The following is a 14,650-nucleotide window of genomic DNA, read 5'->3' as shown; positions in this document are numbered from 1 at the left end:
CGCGGCCTTGACAACGGGTCAGACCGCCCACCGGTTCCCGTTCGTGACCATGACCTGCGTCACGCGGGTCGCGGAGTTTAGCACAGGCCCTGTCCAACCTTGTGAAGGGGCGCACGAGCACCCCTGCCGAGGCAGGTGGATACTCGATGGCATGAGCACCACGGAGCGTCCCAGGATCCTCGTAGTAGGCGGTGGGTACGTAGGCCTGTACGCAGCTCGGCGCATTCTCAAGAAGATGCGCTACGGAGAGGCGACCGTCACGGTCGTCGACCCCCGGTCGTACATGACCTACCAGCCCTTCCTCCCCGAAGCCGCCGCCGGCAGCATCTCCCCTCGGCACGTCGTCGTCCCGCTGCGACGCGTGCTGCCGAAGGCGGAGGTCCTCACCGGCCGGGTCACCACCATCGACCAGGACCGCAAGGTCGCCACGATCGCCCCGCTCGTGGGCGAGGCGTACGAGCTGCCGTTCGACTACCTGGTCATCGCGATGGGCGCGGTCTCCCGCACCTTCCCGATCCCCGGCCTCGCCGAGCAGGGCATCGGCATGAAGGGCATCGAGGAGTCCATCGGCCTGCGCAACCACGTCCTCGAGCAGCTCGACAAGGCCGACTCCACGACCGACGAGGAGATCCGCCGCAAGGCGCTCACCTTCGTCTTCATCGGCGGTGGCTTCGCGGGCGCGGAGACCATCGGCGAGGTCGAGGACATGGCCCGGGACGCGGCCAAGTACTACAAGAACGTCTCCCGCGAGGACATGCGGTTCGTCCTCGTCGACGCCGCGGACAAGATCCTCCCCGAGGTCGGCCCCAAGCTCGGCCAGTACGGCAAGGAGCACCTGGAGAGCCGCGGTGTGGAGATCTACCTCTCCACCTCCATGGACTCCTGCGTCGACGGCCACGTGGTGCTGAAGAACGGCCTCGAGGTCGACTCCAACACCATCGTCTGGACCGCCGGCGTCAAGCCGAACCCGGCCCTCGCCCGCTTCGGCCTGCCCCTCGGCCCCCGCGGCCACGTCGACTGCGAGCCCACGCTCCAGGTCAAGGGCACGGACTACATCTGGGCCGCCGGCGACAACGCCCAGGTCCCGGACCTCGTCGGCCGCAAGGCCGGCAACGAGAACGCCTGGTGCCCGCCGAACGCCCAGCACGCGCTGCGCCAGGCCCGCGCCCTCGGCGACAACGTGATCTCCGGCATGCGGGGCTTCCCGCAGAAGGAGTACGAGCACGCCAACAAGGGTGCGGTCGCCGGTCTCGGCCTGCACAAGGGCGTGGCGATGATCGTCATGGGCAAGATGAAGATCAAGCTCAAGGGCCGCCTCGCCTGGTACATGCACCGTGGCTACCACGGTCTGGCGATGCCGACCTGGAACCGCAAGATCCGCGTCTTCGCCGACTGGACCCTCGGCATGTTCCTCAAGCGCGAGGTCGTGTCCCTGGGCGCCATGGAGAACCCCCGCGAGGAGTTCTACGAGGCCGCCAAGCCCGCGCCGGTCGCCGCCGCGAGCAAGACCGAGGAGAAGGCCAAGGCCTCCTGACCCCTCCCGGTCGCGCACGAACCGAACGAACCGAAGGGCCTCCCGCCATCCGTGGTGCGGGGGGCCCTTCGGCTTTTTCGTCCACGTGTAACTCCTTTGCGGGACTGCGCTGAGCGCTCCGCGGTGTTTACGTGGTGAACGGACATCCGGGATCGTCGTCTTGGAGGTGTGCGCCATGGCCGACGCCGCGTCGCGGCTGGGGAGTCTTGCCGAGCGGATGCTGGGAGCACCGCTCCCGCTGCGGATCCGCGCCTGGGACGGTTCGCAGGCCGGCCCGCCGGGGGCCCCGGCCCTCGTCATCCGCAACCGCCGCGCCCTGCGCCGCATGCTGTTCAAACCCGGTGAACTGGGCCTGGCCCGCGCCTGGGTCGCCGGGGACCTGGACGTCGAGGGGGACCTGTACACGGCCCTCGAGGCCATGGCCGGGTCCGTCTGGGAGCGCGGTGAGGACGCCCGCACCCTGACCCAGGCGCTGCGCGACCCCGAGGTGCGGGCCGCCGGACGCGAGCTGCTGCGGCTCGTCGGCCCGCCGATCCCGCCCGCCCCGCCGCGCGAGGAGGTCCGCAGACGCCGCCATCTGCACACCCGGCGCAGCGACAGCCGGGCCATCAGCCACCACTACGACGTGGGCAACGACTTCTACGAACTCGTCCTCGGACCGTCCATGGTCTACTCGTGCGCCTACTGGGAGGACGGGGGCTCACTGGAGTCCGCCCAGCGCGACAAGCTCGAACTCGTCTCCCGCAAGCTCGGCCTGACGCCGGGACAGCGGCTGCTGGACGTGGGCTGCGGCTGGGGTTCGATGGCCATCCACGCGGCCCGTGAGCACGGCGTGAGCGTCGTCGGGATCACCCTCTCGCAGGAGCAGGCCGCCTTCGCCCGCAAGCGGGTCGCCGACGAGGGGCTGACCGACCGGGTGGAGATCCGCGTCCAGGACTACCGGGACGTCGTGGACGGTCCCTACGACGCCATCTCCTCCATCGGCATGGCCGAGCACGTCGGCGCCGAACGCTACCTGGAGTACGCGAGGGACCTGTACGGCCTGCTGCGCCCCGGTGGCCGGCTGCTCAACCACCAGATCGCCCGCCGCCCGCAGCGCGACGAGTCGGCGTACGAGGTGGATCCGTTCATCGACGCCTACGTCTTCCCGGACGGCGAGCTGGCGCCGATCGGCACCACCGTCACGCAGCTGGAGCGGGCCGGCTTCGAGGTCCGGGACGTGGAGTCCCTCCGCGAGCACTACGCCCGCACCCTGCGCCGCTGGGTCACCAACCTGGAGGACGACTGGGGCCGCGCGGTCCGCCTCACCAGCCCCGGCCGCGCCCGCGTCTGGCGCCTCTACATGGCCGCCTCCGCACTCGCCTTCGAGCGCAACCGCATCGGCGTGAACCAGGTCCTGGCGATCCGCACCCCGGACCCGGGCACCTCGGGGCTGCCGCTGCGCACCCGCACCTGGAACACCTGACCAGCCCCCCTGGCACGCGAGGGGCCCCGCTCCGGTCACGGAACGGGGCCCCGGTGCGCTCGTACCGCTACTCGGCCTTGATCGCCGTCAGCATGTCGAGCCGGGCCGCGCGCCGGGCCGGCCACAGCGCGGCCAGTACCCCGACCAGGGCCGCCAGCAGCAGGAACAGCGCCATCCGGGCCCAGGGCAGGACCAGTTCGTACGTCGGCATCTTCGTGCCCAGCAGCTGACCGGCCGCCCAGCCGAAGAACACGCCGAGGCCGATGCCGAGGACACCGCCGAACAGGGAGATCACCAGGGACTCCAGGCGCACCATCCGCTTGACCGCCTTGCGGTCCAGGCCGATGGCGCGGAGCATGCCGATCTCCTGGGAGCGCTCGAAGACCGACATCGCCAGGGTGTTGATGACGCCGAGGACCGCGACGATCACCGCCATGCCGAGCAGGCCGTAGAGCATGTTCAGCATGGTCGTGAACATCTTCGCGATGTCGTTGGAGATGTCCTGCTTGTCCTGGATCCTGATCGCCGGGTTCAGGCCGAGGGCCTTGGTCAGCGTGTCCCTGGCCGTCTTCGAGGTGCCGCCCGCCGTCTTGACCATGACCTGCATGTCGGCCGGGTCCTTCAGGTGCGGGGTGAGGACCTTGTCGTCGAGCATGATCCCGTTGATCATCTCGTTGCCCTCGTAGATCCCGGCGACGGTCAGCCGCCGCGCCTTGCCGTCCTCGAAGTGCGCGGTGAAGTGCGAGCCGGTGCGCCAGCCGAAGTCCTTCGCCCGGTCCTTGTCGACGACGACCCGGGAGCCGCCGACCTCGAAGGCGCCGTCGTCCACCTTCAGGTCCGTCAGTTTCGCGATGGACGAGCCGTTGACGCCGGTCAGGAACTCGGTCCTGCCGTCGATGCGGGACTCGGCGTTGCGCAGCGGGCTGCTGGCGGTCACGCCGTCGGCGGCGGCGACCTTGTCCGCCACGTCGGGGGAGAGCGGGCCGCGGTTGGCCATCGAGACGACGTAGTCCGCGCGGATCGCGGAGGAGGCCATCTTGTCGATCGCCGTCTGCAGGCTGCCCGCCATCACCGTCATGCCGGTGATCAGGGTCAGGCCGATCATCAGCGCGGAGGCGGTGGCCGCCGTACGGCGCGGGTTGCGCACCGAGTTCTGCCGGGCCAGCTTGCCCGACACGCCGAAGACGCGCAGCACCGGGGCGGCGGCCGCGATCAGCGGCCGGGACAGCAGCGGGGTCAGGATGAACACGCCGATGATCAGCAGGACGGCACCCAGCCCCATCGGGGCCTGCGCCGCGTCGGCGTCCATCGTCGTGGCCCCGAGGACCGTGGCGACACCGGCCGCCGAGAACAGGGCGCCGAACGTGTTGCGCAGCACCAGCGACTTGGTGGTGGCCTTGGCGTGCACGCTGCTCATCGCCGCCACCGGCGGGATCTTCGCGGCCCGGCGGCCGGGCAGCCAGGCGGCGAGCATGGTGATGAGGATGCCGACCGCGAGGGCGGCGACCACGGTGCCGGGGCTGATCACCAGCGGCCCGTCGGGCACGCTCGCGCCGAAGGAGCCGAGCAGGGAGCGCAGGCCCGCGCCGATGCCGATGCCGGCGGCGAGTCCCGTCACACCGGCGACCGCGCCGACCGCGAACGCCTCGATGAGCACCGAGCGGGTGACCTGGCGGCGGGAGGCGCCGACCGCACGCATCAGGGCGAGTTCCCGGGTGCGCTGGGCGACGAGCATGGTGAAGGTGTTGGCGATGATGAACGTGCCGACGAACAGCGCGATGCCGGCGAACACCAGCAGGGCCTGCTTCAGACCGCTCATCGAGGCGGCGATCTGCGTGGCCTGGTCGGCGGCGAGCTTCTCGCCGGTGGTGGTCTGCACCAGGCGGGCGGGCAGCGCCTTGTCCAGCTCGGACTTCAGCGCGGCCTGGCCGGTGCCGGCCGCGGCCCGCACGTCGATCTCGTCGTAGGTGCCCTTCTTGTGGAACAGGGCCTGTGCGGTGGGGGTGTCGAACAGGGCGAGGCTGCCGCCCGCGGAGACGTTGCCGTCGTCGGTGGTGAAGACGCCGGCGAGGGTCGGGGTGAGGACCGGTCCGTCCACGGACAGCCGTACGGTGTCGCCGACCTTGTAGCCGCCGCGCTCGGCGGTCCTGGAGTCGAGCAGCACCTCGTCCCTGCCGTGCGGGGCGTGGCCGTCGACCAGCGGGTACCGGGCGTCCTTCGTGCCCCAGTAGTTGCCGCCGGCGGACTGCCAGTCTCCGCCGACGAGCTTGCCGTCCTGGTCGGCGACCGCGGTGAAGCCGCTGACGACACCGGTCGCGGAGGCGGCGCCCGGGACGTGACCGGCCTTGTCGAGCATGGCCTGGGTCAGGTCGGCCCTCCCGCCGACCCGGTCGCCCGCCGAGTCCTGGTACTCGGGCGTCACGGCTACGTCGACCCGGTCGAAGCCCTTGGCGGAACTCCGCTGGTAGGCGTCGGAGATGGTGTTGGTGAAGACCAGGGTCCCGGAGACGAACGCCACGCCGAGCATGACGGCGAGCACGGTCATCAGGAGCCGGGCCTTGTGCGCGAGTACGTTGCGCAGGGCGGTGCGGAACATCAGCTGGTACGGCCCTTCGCGTCGAACTGCTTCATCAGGTCGAGGACGGAGTCGGCCGTGGGGGCGTGGATCTCGTCGACGATCCGGCCGTCGGCCAGGAAGACGACCCGGTCCGCGTAGGCGGCGGCCACCGGGTCGTGCGTCACCATGACCACGGTCTGGCCCAGCTCGCGCACGGAGTTGCGCAGGAAGCCCAGCACCTCGGCGCCCGAGCGCGAGTCGAGGTTTCCGGTGGGCTCGTCACCGAAGATGATGTCGGGCCGGGAGGCGAGCGCCCGGGCCACGGCGACCCGCTGCTGCTGGCCGCCGGACAGCTGGGACGGCCGGTGGCTCAGCCGTCCCGACAGCCCGACCATCTGGATGACCTGGTCGAGCCACGCCTTGTCCGGCTTCCGCCCGGCGATGTCCATCGGCAGGGTGATGTTCTCCAGCGCGGTCAGCGTCGGCAGCAGATTGAAGGCCTGGAAGATGAAGCCGATCTTGTCGCGGCGCAACTTGGTGAGCTGCCGGTCCTTCAGGGAGCCCAGCTCGGTCTCGCCGATCCGCACCGAGCCCGAGGAGAAGGTGTCCAGGCCGGCCACGCAGTGCATCAGCGTGGACTTGCCGGAGCCGGACGGACCCATGATCGCGGTGAACTCGGCCTGCCGGAAGTCGACGGAGACCCGGTCGAGGGCGACCACCCGGGTCTCGCCCTGCCCGTAGATCTTCGACAGCTCCGTGGCGCGTGCGGCCACGGCCGTGGTTCGGCCGGCGGTGGGTGTGGTGGTCACGGGAAGGTGCTCCTGTCGGGACGGCGTGGTTCGTGGGGACCTGTCAATCGTCCCGGCCGCCGGCGCCCGTGTAGTCAGTCGCTGATCCGGTTCCGGAGGGCGACTGCGGTCGGACGGGAGGGGCCCGTGTCATACCTGGGGAGGATCGGCGACCCCGACTGCCGCGAGGTTCAGAACAGGCTGACCGCCCTCGTTCGGTAGGTGAAATCTCGTCATTCCGCGTACGCGCGCGCCCACGCCACGTCACGCTATTGGCAAGTGCGGATGGCCCGTTCCGCGGGCTGATGCACCCTCAGACGTCAATAAAATAAGACAACATCGGGTCGTCCCGTCCGCTGTCCGAGGGACGCGTCCCGATAGGCTCGGACCCTCGACGCGGTGCCCATGGCCTGCCCGGATGGTGGAATGCAGACACGGCGAGCTTAAACCTCGCTGCCCCTTCGCGGGCGTGCCGGTTCAAGTCCGGCTCCGGGCACTTCCTCGCCAGCGACCGAGGGCGCGGGCGCCTCCCGAACCGCCCCGGCAGCGGCCCCGCCGGTCGTGCCTCCGGCGGTGCTCACCTCCCCGTTCCCGGGCCGGTTCCTCCCGTTGGCGAGAACTCGTTCGAACCCCTGCCCGGACCGCCTGACCCGGTCGGCCGGGACCGGCCTCGCCGGGGCGCACACGGGATTCCCGCTGGGCCGACCGGGCAGGTGCCGCCCCCGAGGGGGAATGGGGGCCTCCGTGACCGGGAATGAGGCTTCCGCGTAGCGTGTTGCGCCGCAGGAGGACCAGGGAAAGATCCTCCCCAGGTATCACGTCGTTCTTTTGCCAATCCATTACCCTTGAGGCCAAGGCCGCGCAGGGTGGCCATGGAGGAGTGAAATGAGGAGCAGCAACCCGGTCTTCTCGCGACGGGGGTTCAGCCGCGACAACGGCTACGCCGGCTTCAACACCGCAGCGCAGGCCGGGTACGCCCAGGGCAACCCGTACGCGCAGAACCCCTACGCGCAGAACCCGTACGCCCAGCAGGGCGTGCAGCACGGCGCCCCGCCGCAGGCCCCGGCCACCACCGACCGGATGACGATGGACGACGTCGTCACCCGTTCGGCCCTGACGCTCGGCACGGTCGCCGTCGGCGCCGTCCTCGCCTGGACGCTGCTGCCGGTCTCCGGGACCAGCTACGCGCTGGCGTTCGGCGCCGCGATCGTGGCGATGGTCCTGGCACTGGTGCAGAGCTTCAAGCGCACCCCCTCGCCCGCCCTGATCCTGGGTTACGCCGCCTTCGAGGGCGTCTTCCTGGGTGTCATCAGCGAGATGTTCAACAGCCGCTGGAGCGGCGCCCCCTTCCAGGCGGTGCTCGGCACGCTGGCCGTCTCGGGTGCCACGCTGCTGGTCTACAAGGCCGGCTGGATCCGCGTCACCGCGCGCTACGCCCGCATCGGCATGGCCATCGCCATGGCCTTCATCCTCGTGATGGCGGTCAACCTGCTGCTGGTGGCGTTCGGCGTCGCCGCCGACGGCGGCCTGCGCAGCTTCGGCCCGCTCGGCGCGATCGTCGGCATCATCGCCATCCTGCTCGGCGCGTTCTTCCTGACCCTCGACTTCAAGCAGATCGAGGACGGCATCGCCTACGGCGCCCCGCGCAACGAGTCCTGGCTCGCCGCGTTCGGCCTCACCATGACCCTGGTGTGGATCTACGTGGAGATGCTCCGGCTGGTCGCGATCTTCAGCAGCAACGACTAGCGGTACCCCGCACGCGCGGAAGGGCCCCGGGTTCCCCCGGGGCCCTTCCGGCGTCTCAGAGCAGCTTGCGGGCCGCCCTGCGCAGGTCGTACTCGTGCACGATCGCCTTCGCGTGGCCGTACGCGAGGTCGTACTCGTGCCGGAGCCAGCTGACCTTCTCCTCGAAGCGGAACAGTGCGGGGCCTTCTTCGACGGTGCGCAGCCAGTCGGAGACCTCACGACCGGTGCAGTGCGGGATGCGGGCGAGCAGGTTGCGGTGGGTCTCCTCGGAGAAGAGTTGGGACATCGGCGCCTCCGAACGCAAAGGGGATGTAAGCCGGTCCTTCACGTCACCGTGCCTGAGCGTTCGCGTATTGGCAACAGTGCGGCGCGTTACGCTCGGCGCGTGGTTGATACGACGCCGTTGACCCGAGCAGTGGATCATTTCGCCGACCGTCTGCGGGCGGCACCCCAGAGCCGCCTCCAGCGCAGCGCAGCCGCCGAGGCACTGGCGCTGGCCAGGGAGTTGGCGCGGTGGGCGCAGCGCGTGGAGGAGCCGTCCGCCGAGCCGCGGGAGATGCCGGACGCGGGGATGTTCGCCGCGGCCGACCAAATCCTGGTGGCCGCGCACGACTTGGCCGTGGTGCTGGAGAGCGACGACGAGGTCGCCGAGGCCGTGCGGCTGGTGGAGGAGGCGCGCAAGAAGGCGGGGGTGTGAGACGTCCCGGCGGACCGGGACGCGACCGCGGTCAGAAGGACGCGATGACCCGGTCCGCCAGGATGTAGACCGTGTCCTCGCCGCACGCGAACGTCAGCGTGTAGGCGCCGGAGATGCCCGAGCCGCCGAGCAGGTACGGCGTCTCGCCCTCGCCCAGCGCCGCCGCCAGCCGCTCGGCCGTCTCGCGGTGGCCCGGCGTCATGCACAGCGTGGTGCCGTCGGCGAAGACGTACACGTCGAGGGTGCCGAGCGGGCCGGGGCGCACGTCGGACAGCTCGACCTGCCCGGCGGCCAGCTGCTCCAGGGCGGTCACCGTGCGCTCGTGGTCGTTCACGGCGGGCGACTGCACCGGGACGAAGTCGGGGTGCGAGGGGTGGCGGCGGCGGGCCGCGGCCAGCTCGGCGGACTCCGTCGGGGTGCCGCCCTGGGCGAAGTCCCTGGCGGAGAGCTCCTCGGCCTCGGCGGCCGGCCCGGTGATCGGCTCCAGGCCGGAGAAGTCCGCCTGCCGGGGCAGGAACAGGTCGTTGTCGGGCAGGCCCAGCAGGGAGGGCGCATCGGAGGCGTCACGGGCCTCCTGGGCGGCCCAGAAGGCGCGCGCCTCGGCGAGCTCGCGCTCCCGCTCCTCGGCGAGCGCCTCGGCCACCGCCGCGCGTATCTCGTCGGCGTCCGCGGCCCGGGCCGCGGGCAGCAGGGCGCCCACGGCCGCGGCCTGGTCACCGGTCAGCTGGGCCTGCAGCTCGGTGAGCTGGCGGCGCAGTTTCAGCACGGTGCGCAGGACGGCGACGCCCACGGCGCCCGTGGCGGCCGTGGTGAGCAGCAGGGCGATCGGCATGGCGCTCACTGACGTACTCCCAGGTTCAAAGTCGACCCCCGACTTCCTACATCAGCTTGAAGGGCGGACTAAGCAGCTGTCAGTGCGTAACGTCACGAAACGGACGGGACTTTGGGTCCGTGGCTTCGTGGGCCGCCCCGCTGACCTGCGCTGACCTGCGGTGTTCTCCCCGGTGGGGGAGATAGGTCACATCCTGAGGGAGATTGGATCACAAAACGGCCCAGAACCCTGGTGTTTTCCGGGTTCCGGGCCGTTCCGTGACCTGCCGTGCCCGGCCGGTGACCGTTGGTGGACCGGGGGTGCGCGGAAGCGGTGGATCAGCTGAGGCGCTCGATGACCATCGCCATGCCCTGGCCGCCGCCGACGCACATCGTCTCCAGGCCGAACTGCTTGTCGTGGAACTGGAGCGAGTTGATCAGGGTGCCGGTGATGCGGGCGCCGGTCATGCCGAAGGGGTGGCCGACGGCGATGGCGCCGCCGTTGACGTTCACCTTGTCGAGGTCGAAGCCGAGGTCCCGGTAGGAGGGGATCACCTGGGCGGCGAACGCCTCGTTGATCTCGACCAGGTCGATGTCGCCGACGGTGAGGCCGGCGCGGCGCAGCGCCTGCTGCGAGGCCTCGACCGGGCCGAGGCCCATGATCTCGGGGGAGAGGCCGGAGACACCGGTGGAGACGATCCGGGCGAGCGGGGTCAGGCCCAGCTCGCGGGCCTTGGTGTCGCTCATGACGACGACGGCGGCGGCGCCGTCGTTGAGCGGGCAGCAGTTGCCGGCGGTGACCAGGCCGTCGGGGCGGAAGACCGGCTTGAGGCCCTGGACGCCCTCCAGGGTGACGCCGGCGCGCGGGCCGTCGTCCTTGCTGACGACCGTGCCGTCCGGGAGGGTCACCGGGGTGATCTCGCGCTCCCAGAAGCCGTTCTTGATGGCCTGCTCGGCGAGGTTCTGCGAGCGCACGCCGAACTCGTCCATGTCCTGGCGGGTGACGCCCTTCCAGCGGGCCAGGTTCTCCGCGGTCTGGCCCATGGAGATGTAGGCGTCCGGGACCAGGCCGTCCTCGCGCGGGTCGTGCCAGGTCGTGCCCTCCTGCTCCGCGACCGCGGCGGTGCGGGCCTCGGCGTCGGCGAAGAAGGGGTTGTGCGTGTCGGGCAGGCTGTCGGAGTTGCCCTTGACGAACCGGGAGACCATCTCGACACCGGCCGAGATGAAGACGTCGCCCTCGCCGGCCTTGATGGCGTGCAGGGCCATGCGGCTGGTCTGCAGCGAGGAGGAGCAGTACCGGGTGATCGTGCAGCCCGGCAGGTGGTCCATGCCCATCTGCACGGCCACGATCCGGCCGAGGTTGTTGCCCTGCTCGCCGCCCGGCAGGCCGCAGCCGAGCATCAGGTCGTCGATGTCCCGCGGGTCGAGTTCGGGGACCTTCGCCAGCGCCGCCTGGATGATCGTGGCGGTCAGGTCGTCGGGGCGCAGGTCCTTCAGGGAGCCCTTGAAGGCGCGGCCGATCGGGGAGCGGGCGGTCGAGACGATCACGGCTTCGGGCATCACGGCTCCAGAGAACGGGATTGCGGGCAGGGCCGGTTCGGAAGTTACCCGTACGTATGGCCCGGGTCACCGGTGTTGCGGTGTGACACTGGCCGCAATTTACTAAGCGCTTGCTTTGAACCCCCCGGGCGGGGATCTTCCGCCGAGCCCGCGGTGACAGCCGTGGTCACAGCGACGGACGGGCGGGCTCGGCCTCCGTCACCCGGCGCCGCCGCCTGCGCTTGAGCAGCGCCCACGGCCCCCGGGGCCCGGTGGGCATCGCCGCCGTGACCTCCGTACCCGCCTCCGACGCCGCCTCGGCGGCGGCGCGGGCCACGGGCAGGAAGCCCTCGCGGCGGGACGCGTCCGGCCGCTCCTCCTCCGCCGGCCACAGCCCCAGCGCCGCGCACACCGTCGGCAGCACCGCCATCGCCGCCGTGGCGTACCCCTCGGCGGAGGGGTGGTAGTTGTCCGGCCCGAACAGCTCCCGCGGGTTCGCCTCGAACTCCGGCCCGAGCAGGTCGCCCAGCGACACCGTCCGCCCGCCCTGCTCGACCACCCCGATCGTCTGGGCCGCCGCGAGCTGCCGCGAGGCCCGGCGGGCCAGCCACCGCAGCGGCTGCTGGACCGGCTCGATGGTGCCCAGGTCGGGGCAGGTGCCGACGACCACCTCCGCGCCGGCCGTGCGCAGCCGCCGTACCGCCGCCGAGAGGTGCCGTACAGAGCGGGTCGGCGGCATCCGGTGCGTGACGTCGTTCGCGCCGATCATGATCACGCAGATGTCCGGAAGCGGGTCGGTGGACGAGAGGACCAGCGCCACCTGACGGTCCAGATCGTCCGACTGGGCCCCGGGAAGGGCCACGTTCCGCAGTTCCACCGGGCGCTCCGCCACCGCCGCGAGACCGGAGGCCAGCAGCGCCGCCGGTGTCTGACCCGCCCGGTGCACGCCCTGCCCGGCCGCCGTGGAGTCCCCCAGCATGGCCAGCCTGAGCGGCGGTTCACCGGGCACGTCGTACGCGTGCCCGTACACGCCCTGCGCCGTCGGCACCCGGCCGCCGCTGCCGTTCCCCACATGGCGCCGGGCCAGCCGCACCTCCGCCAGCAGCAGGCCCACCGCGGCCGCCCCGACCAGTCCGACCCCGCCGCCGCCGTACGCCGCTCCGGCCGCGATCCGCCGGGCCACCCTCGCCCTCGACATGCTCGTCATACGTCGCCGCCACCTCCTCGTAGCCGTACATCCACTCCTTGCCCCGTACGGACCGTGCGCCAATCTCGACGGGGAGTGAACGCCCGCCCGGCTTCACCCGGGGGCCTTAGGCTGGCGACACCAACTACGACCACTGTTTTTTTGCAAGCGACCGGAGACAACGGTGCGATTCCACGACTCGATGATCAGCCTCGTCGGCAACACCCCGCTGCTGAGGCTCAACAGCGTGACCAAGGGCATCCAGGCCACCGTCCTGGCCAAGGTCGAGTACTTCAACCCGGGCGGCTCCGTGAAGGACCGCATCGCCCTGCGCATGATCGAGGCCGCGGAGCAGAGCGGGGAGCTGAAGCCGGGCGGCACCATCGTCGAGCCGACCAGCGGCAACACCGGTGTGGGCCTGGCCATCGTGGCCCAGCAGAAGGGCTACAAGTGCATCTTCGTGTGCCCTGACAAGGTCAGCACGGACAAGATCAACGTGCTGCGCGCCTACGGCGCCGAGGTGGTCGTGTGCCCGACCGCCGTCGCGCCCGAGCACCCGGACTCGTACTACAACGTCTCCGACCGGCTGGTGCGGGAGACCCCCGGCGCCTGGAAGCCCGACCAGTACTCCAACCCCAACAACCCCCTCTCGCACTATCACTCGACCGGCCCCGAGCTGTGGGAGCAGACGGAGGGGAAGATCACCCACTTCGTCGCGGGTGTCGGCACCGGCGGCACCATCTCCGGCACCGGCCGCTACCTGAAGGACGTCAGCGACGGCAAGGTCAAGGTCATCGGCGCCGACCCCGAGGGCTCCGTGTACTCCGGCGGTTCCGGGCGCCCGTACCTCGTGGAGGGCGTGGGCGAGGACTTCTGGCCGAGCGCCTACGACCGGACCGTCGCCGACGAGATCGTCCCGGTCTCCGACAAGGACTCCTTCCAGATGACCCGCCGCCTCGCCAAGGAGGAGGGCCTGCTGGTGGGCGGCTCCTGCGGCATGGCCGTGGTGGGCGCGCTGCGCGTCGCCGAGCGGCTCGGCCCGGACGACGTCGTCGTGGTCCTGCTGCCGGACAGCGGCCGCGGCTACCTCAGCAAGATCTTCAACGACGAGTGGATGGCCGACTACGGCTTCCTGGAGGACGAGGGCCCCTCCGCCCGCGTCGCCGACGTGCTGGAGGACAAGGCGCACGGCAGCATCCCGTCCCTCGTCCACATGCACCCGGAGGAGACGGTCGGGCAGGCCATCGAGGTGCTGCGCGAGTACGGCGTCTCGCAGATGCCGGTCGTCAAGCCCGGCGCCGGTCACCCGGACGTGATGGCCGCCGAGGTCGTCGGCTCGGTGGTGGAACGCGAGCTGCTGGACGCCCTGTTCAGCAAGCGCGCCTCGCTGGAGGACCCGCTGGAGAAGCACATGTCCGCGCCGCTGCCCCAGGTCGGCTCCGGCGAGCCGGTCGGCGACCTGATGCAGGTGCTGGGCTCGGCCGACGCGGCGATCGTGCTGGTCGAGGGCAAGCCGACCGGTGTGGTCAGCCGGCAGGACCTGCTGGCCTTCCTGGCCAAGGGCGGGAACAAGTAACGAACCCGCGGTGCGGAACCGGTACGCGGGTGTCACGTGCGCGCAGCACCCGCTTAACACGGGTCCGGCAGAGTAGTCGGCGTCGGCAGGGCGGGAGCGGCTCCCCGTCCCGGCCGGCGCCGAACGGCGTCAAGGGCCTCCGGAGCGGCTCCCGGACCTCCATCGACGCCACGGACGCGTGATGCCCGGCCCTGACCCGGCCCGCGTCCCCGCGCGGGGACCGCCGTCGTCCCGCCCCCCGGTGACGGGGGTGCGGCGGTCCCCGCGCACACCTCTGCCCCGGGCGGTCCGCCCGTCCGCCGAGTCCGCTCAGTCGTCGTGGGCGGACCTGCCGCGGCGCCCGGACACGATCTCCGGGTTGAGCCGCACGGCCTGGGCCGCGTTGACGCCGACGATGCCGACCCAGGCGGCCACCATCCCGGACATCCCCGCGAGCGCCCCGCCGATCGCGGACAGCGGGATCGCGAGGACCAGCGTGATGACGGCGAAGCCGAACCGCTCGGCCCAGTTCTCGGCCCCCTTGGGCCGCCGGGCGCCGCGCACGTCCACCATCCGCTGCTCGGCCAGGTGCCGGCGCACCCGCCGCTCCACGGTGTCGTCGATGCGCTGCTCGACCTTCTCCAGGAAGGAGTCGACGAGCGCGGAGTCGTACTCCTCGCCCAGTTCCCTGCGTGCCCGTACGGTGGCGTCCAGATCCTTCTTCAGGTCGACGTCCCGGGGGTCCAGTGCGCTCATGCGCCCCACCCTAGGGA

At 71.2% G+C, this 14,650-nt stretch carries 12 protein-coding genes and 1 tRNA gene; 6 read left to right on the top strand and 7 right to left on the bottom strand.

Annotated elements, in window-relative coordinates; translation table 11 throughout:
- Positions 1–151 precede the first annotated feature (151 nt).
- Together B446_RS16040 and B446_RS16035 are read left to right on the top strand one after the other, a co-directional pair.
- Entirely contained in the window at positions 152–1,534 is a 1,383-nt protein-coding gene (locus B446_RS16040) for an NAD(P)/FAD-dependent oxidoreductase (RefSeq protein WP_020940496.1), read from the top strand.
- Between the two features lie 175 nt (positions 1,535–1,709).
- Entirely contained in the window at positions 1,710–2,999 is a 1,290-nt protein-coding gene (locus tag B446_RS16035) for an SAM-dependent methyltransferase (protein ID WP_020940495.1), read from the top strand.
- A 67-nt stretch (positions 3,000–3,066) separates the two neighbouring features.
- Here the strand turns inward: B446_RS16035 and B446_RS16030 are convergent, their stop codons facing one another.
- The gene (locus tag B446_RS16030; RefSeq protein WP_020940494.1) at positions 3,067–5,595 is read right to left on the bottom strand and encodes an ABC transporter permease; all 2,529 of its coding nucleotides are present in this window, start codon (positions 5,593–5,595) and stop codon (positions 3,067–3,069) included.
- On the bottom strand, positions 5,595–6,365 hold the full coding sequence (locus B446_RS16025; protein ID WP_020940493.1) for an ABC transporter ATP-binding protein: 771 nt from the start codon (positions 6,363–6,365) through the stop codon (positions 5,595–5,597). The genes B446_RS16030 and B446_RS16025 overlap by 1 nt, the downstream gene beginning before the upstream one ends.
- A 391-nt stretch (positions 6,366–6,756) precedes the next feature.
- On the opposite strand from B446_RS16025, the gene B446_RS16020 reads away from it, so the two are divergent.
- Both B446_RS16020 and B446_RS16015 read left to right on the top strand, forming a co-directional pair.
- A tRNA-Leu gene (locus B446_RS16020) sits at positions 6,757–6,840 on the top strand.
- A gap of 389 nt (positions 6,841–7,229) precedes the next feature.
- A complete protein-coding gene (locus B446_RS16015; RefSeq protein ID WP_020940492.1) occupies positions 7,230–8,090 on the top strand; it encodes a Bax inhibitor-1/YccA family membrane protein in 861 nt (286 codons plus the stop codon).
- 55 nt (positions 8,091–8,145) lie between these two features.
- On the opposite strand, the gene B446_RS16010 is transcribed toward B446_RS16015, so the two are convergent.
- A complete protein-coding gene (locus B446_RS16010; protein WP_020940491.1) occupies positions 8,146–8,376 on the bottom strand; it encodes a DUF4287 domain-containing protein in 231 nt (76 codons plus the stop codon).
- Between the two features lie 99 nt (positions 8,377–8,475).
- Here B446_RS16010 and B446_RS16005 point away from each other — a divergent pair, with 99 nt between their 5' ends.
- Entirely contained in the window at positions 8,476–8,787 is a 312-nt protein-coding gene (locus B446_RS16005) for a hypothetical protein (protein ID WP_078614718.1), read from the top strand.
- Positions 8,788–8,818: 31 nt separating this feature from the next.
- Here the strand turns inward: B446_RS16005 and B446_RS16000 are convergent, their stop codons facing one another.
- From B446_RS16000 to B446_RS15990, 3 genes are all read right to left on the bottom strand, one after another.
- A complete protein-coding gene (locus tag B446_RS16000; protein WP_043475696.1) occupies positions 8,819–9,628 on the bottom strand; it encodes a hypothetical protein in 810 nt (269 codons plus the stop codon).
- A gap of 308 nt (positions 9,629–9,936) precedes the next feature.
- Positions 9,937–11,157: an acetyl-CoA C-acetyltransferase gene (locus B446_RS15995; RefSeq protein WP_020940488.1), complete on the bottom strand. Its 1,221-nt coding sequence runs from the start codon at positions 11,155–11,157 to the stop codon at positions 9,937–9,939.
- A 166-nt stretch (positions 11,158–11,323) separates the two neighbouring features.
- Positions 11,324–12,343 (bottom strand): SGNH/GDSL hydrolase family protein, encoded by a 1,020-nt coding sequence (locus B446_RS15990; RefSeq protein ID WP_193384464.1) that lies wholly within the window; start codon positions 12,341–12,343, stop codon positions 11,324–11,326.
- 163 nt (positions 12,344–12,506) lie between these two features.
- Between B446_RS15990 and B446_RS15985 the strand changes: the two genes are divergently transcribed.
- Positions 12,507–13,898, top strand: coding sequence for a cystathionine beta-synthase (locus tag B446_RS15985; RefSeq protein WP_020940486.1), 1,392 nt, complete (start codon positions 12,507–12,509; stop codon positions 13,896–13,898).
- A 309-nt stretch (positions 13,899–14,207) separates the two neighbouring features.
- Here the strand turns inward: B446_RS15985 and B446_RS15980 are convergent, their stop codons facing one another.
- On the bottom strand, positions 14,208–14,633 hold the full coding sequence (locus B446_RS15980; protein WP_020940485.1) for an integral membrane protein: 426 nt from the start codon (positions 14,631–14,633) through the stop codon (positions 14,208–14,210).
- Positions 14,634–14,650: the final 17 nt, after the last annotated feature.

The sequence above is a fragment of the Streptomyces collinus Tu 365 genome, from assembly GCF_000444875.1.
Taxonomy (GTDB): Bacteria; Actinomycetota; Actinomycetes; order Streptomycetales; family Streptomycetaceae; genus Streptomyces; species Streptomyces collinus_A.
Note: the sequence above shows the minus strand (reverse complement) of the source record. Positions and strands in the feature narration are given on the sequence as shown.

Bases quoted from the DNA above. Each gene is read 5' to 3' on its own strand.
- B446_RS15980 (WP_020940485.1), bottom strand. From the start codon at position 14,633: ATGAGCGCACTGGACCCCCGGGACGTCGACCTGAAGAAGGATCTGGAC.
- B446_RS16010 (WP_020940491.1), bottom strand. From the start codon at position 8,376: ATGTCCCAACTCTTCTCCGAGGAGACCCACCGCAACCTGCTCGCCCGC.
- B446_RS15990 (WP_193384464.1), bottom strand. From the start codon at position 12,343: ATGACGAGCATGTCGAGGGCGAGGGTGGCCCGGCGGATCGCGGCCGGA.
- B446_RS16040 (WP_020940496.1), top strand. From the start codon at position 152: ATGAGCACCACGGAGCGTCCCAGGATCCTCGTAGTAGGCGGTGGGTAC.
- B446_RS16035 (WP_020940495.1), top strand. From the start codon at position 1,710: ATGGCCGACGCCGCGTCGCGGCTGGGGAGTCTTGCCGAGCGGATGCTG.
- B446_RS16030 (WP_020940494.1), bottom strand. From the start codon at position 5,595: ATGTTCCGCACCGCCCTGCGCAACGTACTCGCGCACAAGGCCCGGCTC.
- B446_RS16015 (WP_020940492.1), top strand. From the start codon at position 7,230: ATGAGGAGCAGCAACCCGGTCTTCTCGCGACGGGGGTTCAGCCGCGAC.
- B446_RS15995 (WP_020940488.1), bottom strand. From the start codon at position 11,157: ATGCCCGAAGCCGTGATCGTCTCGACCGCCCGCTCCCCGATCGGCCGC.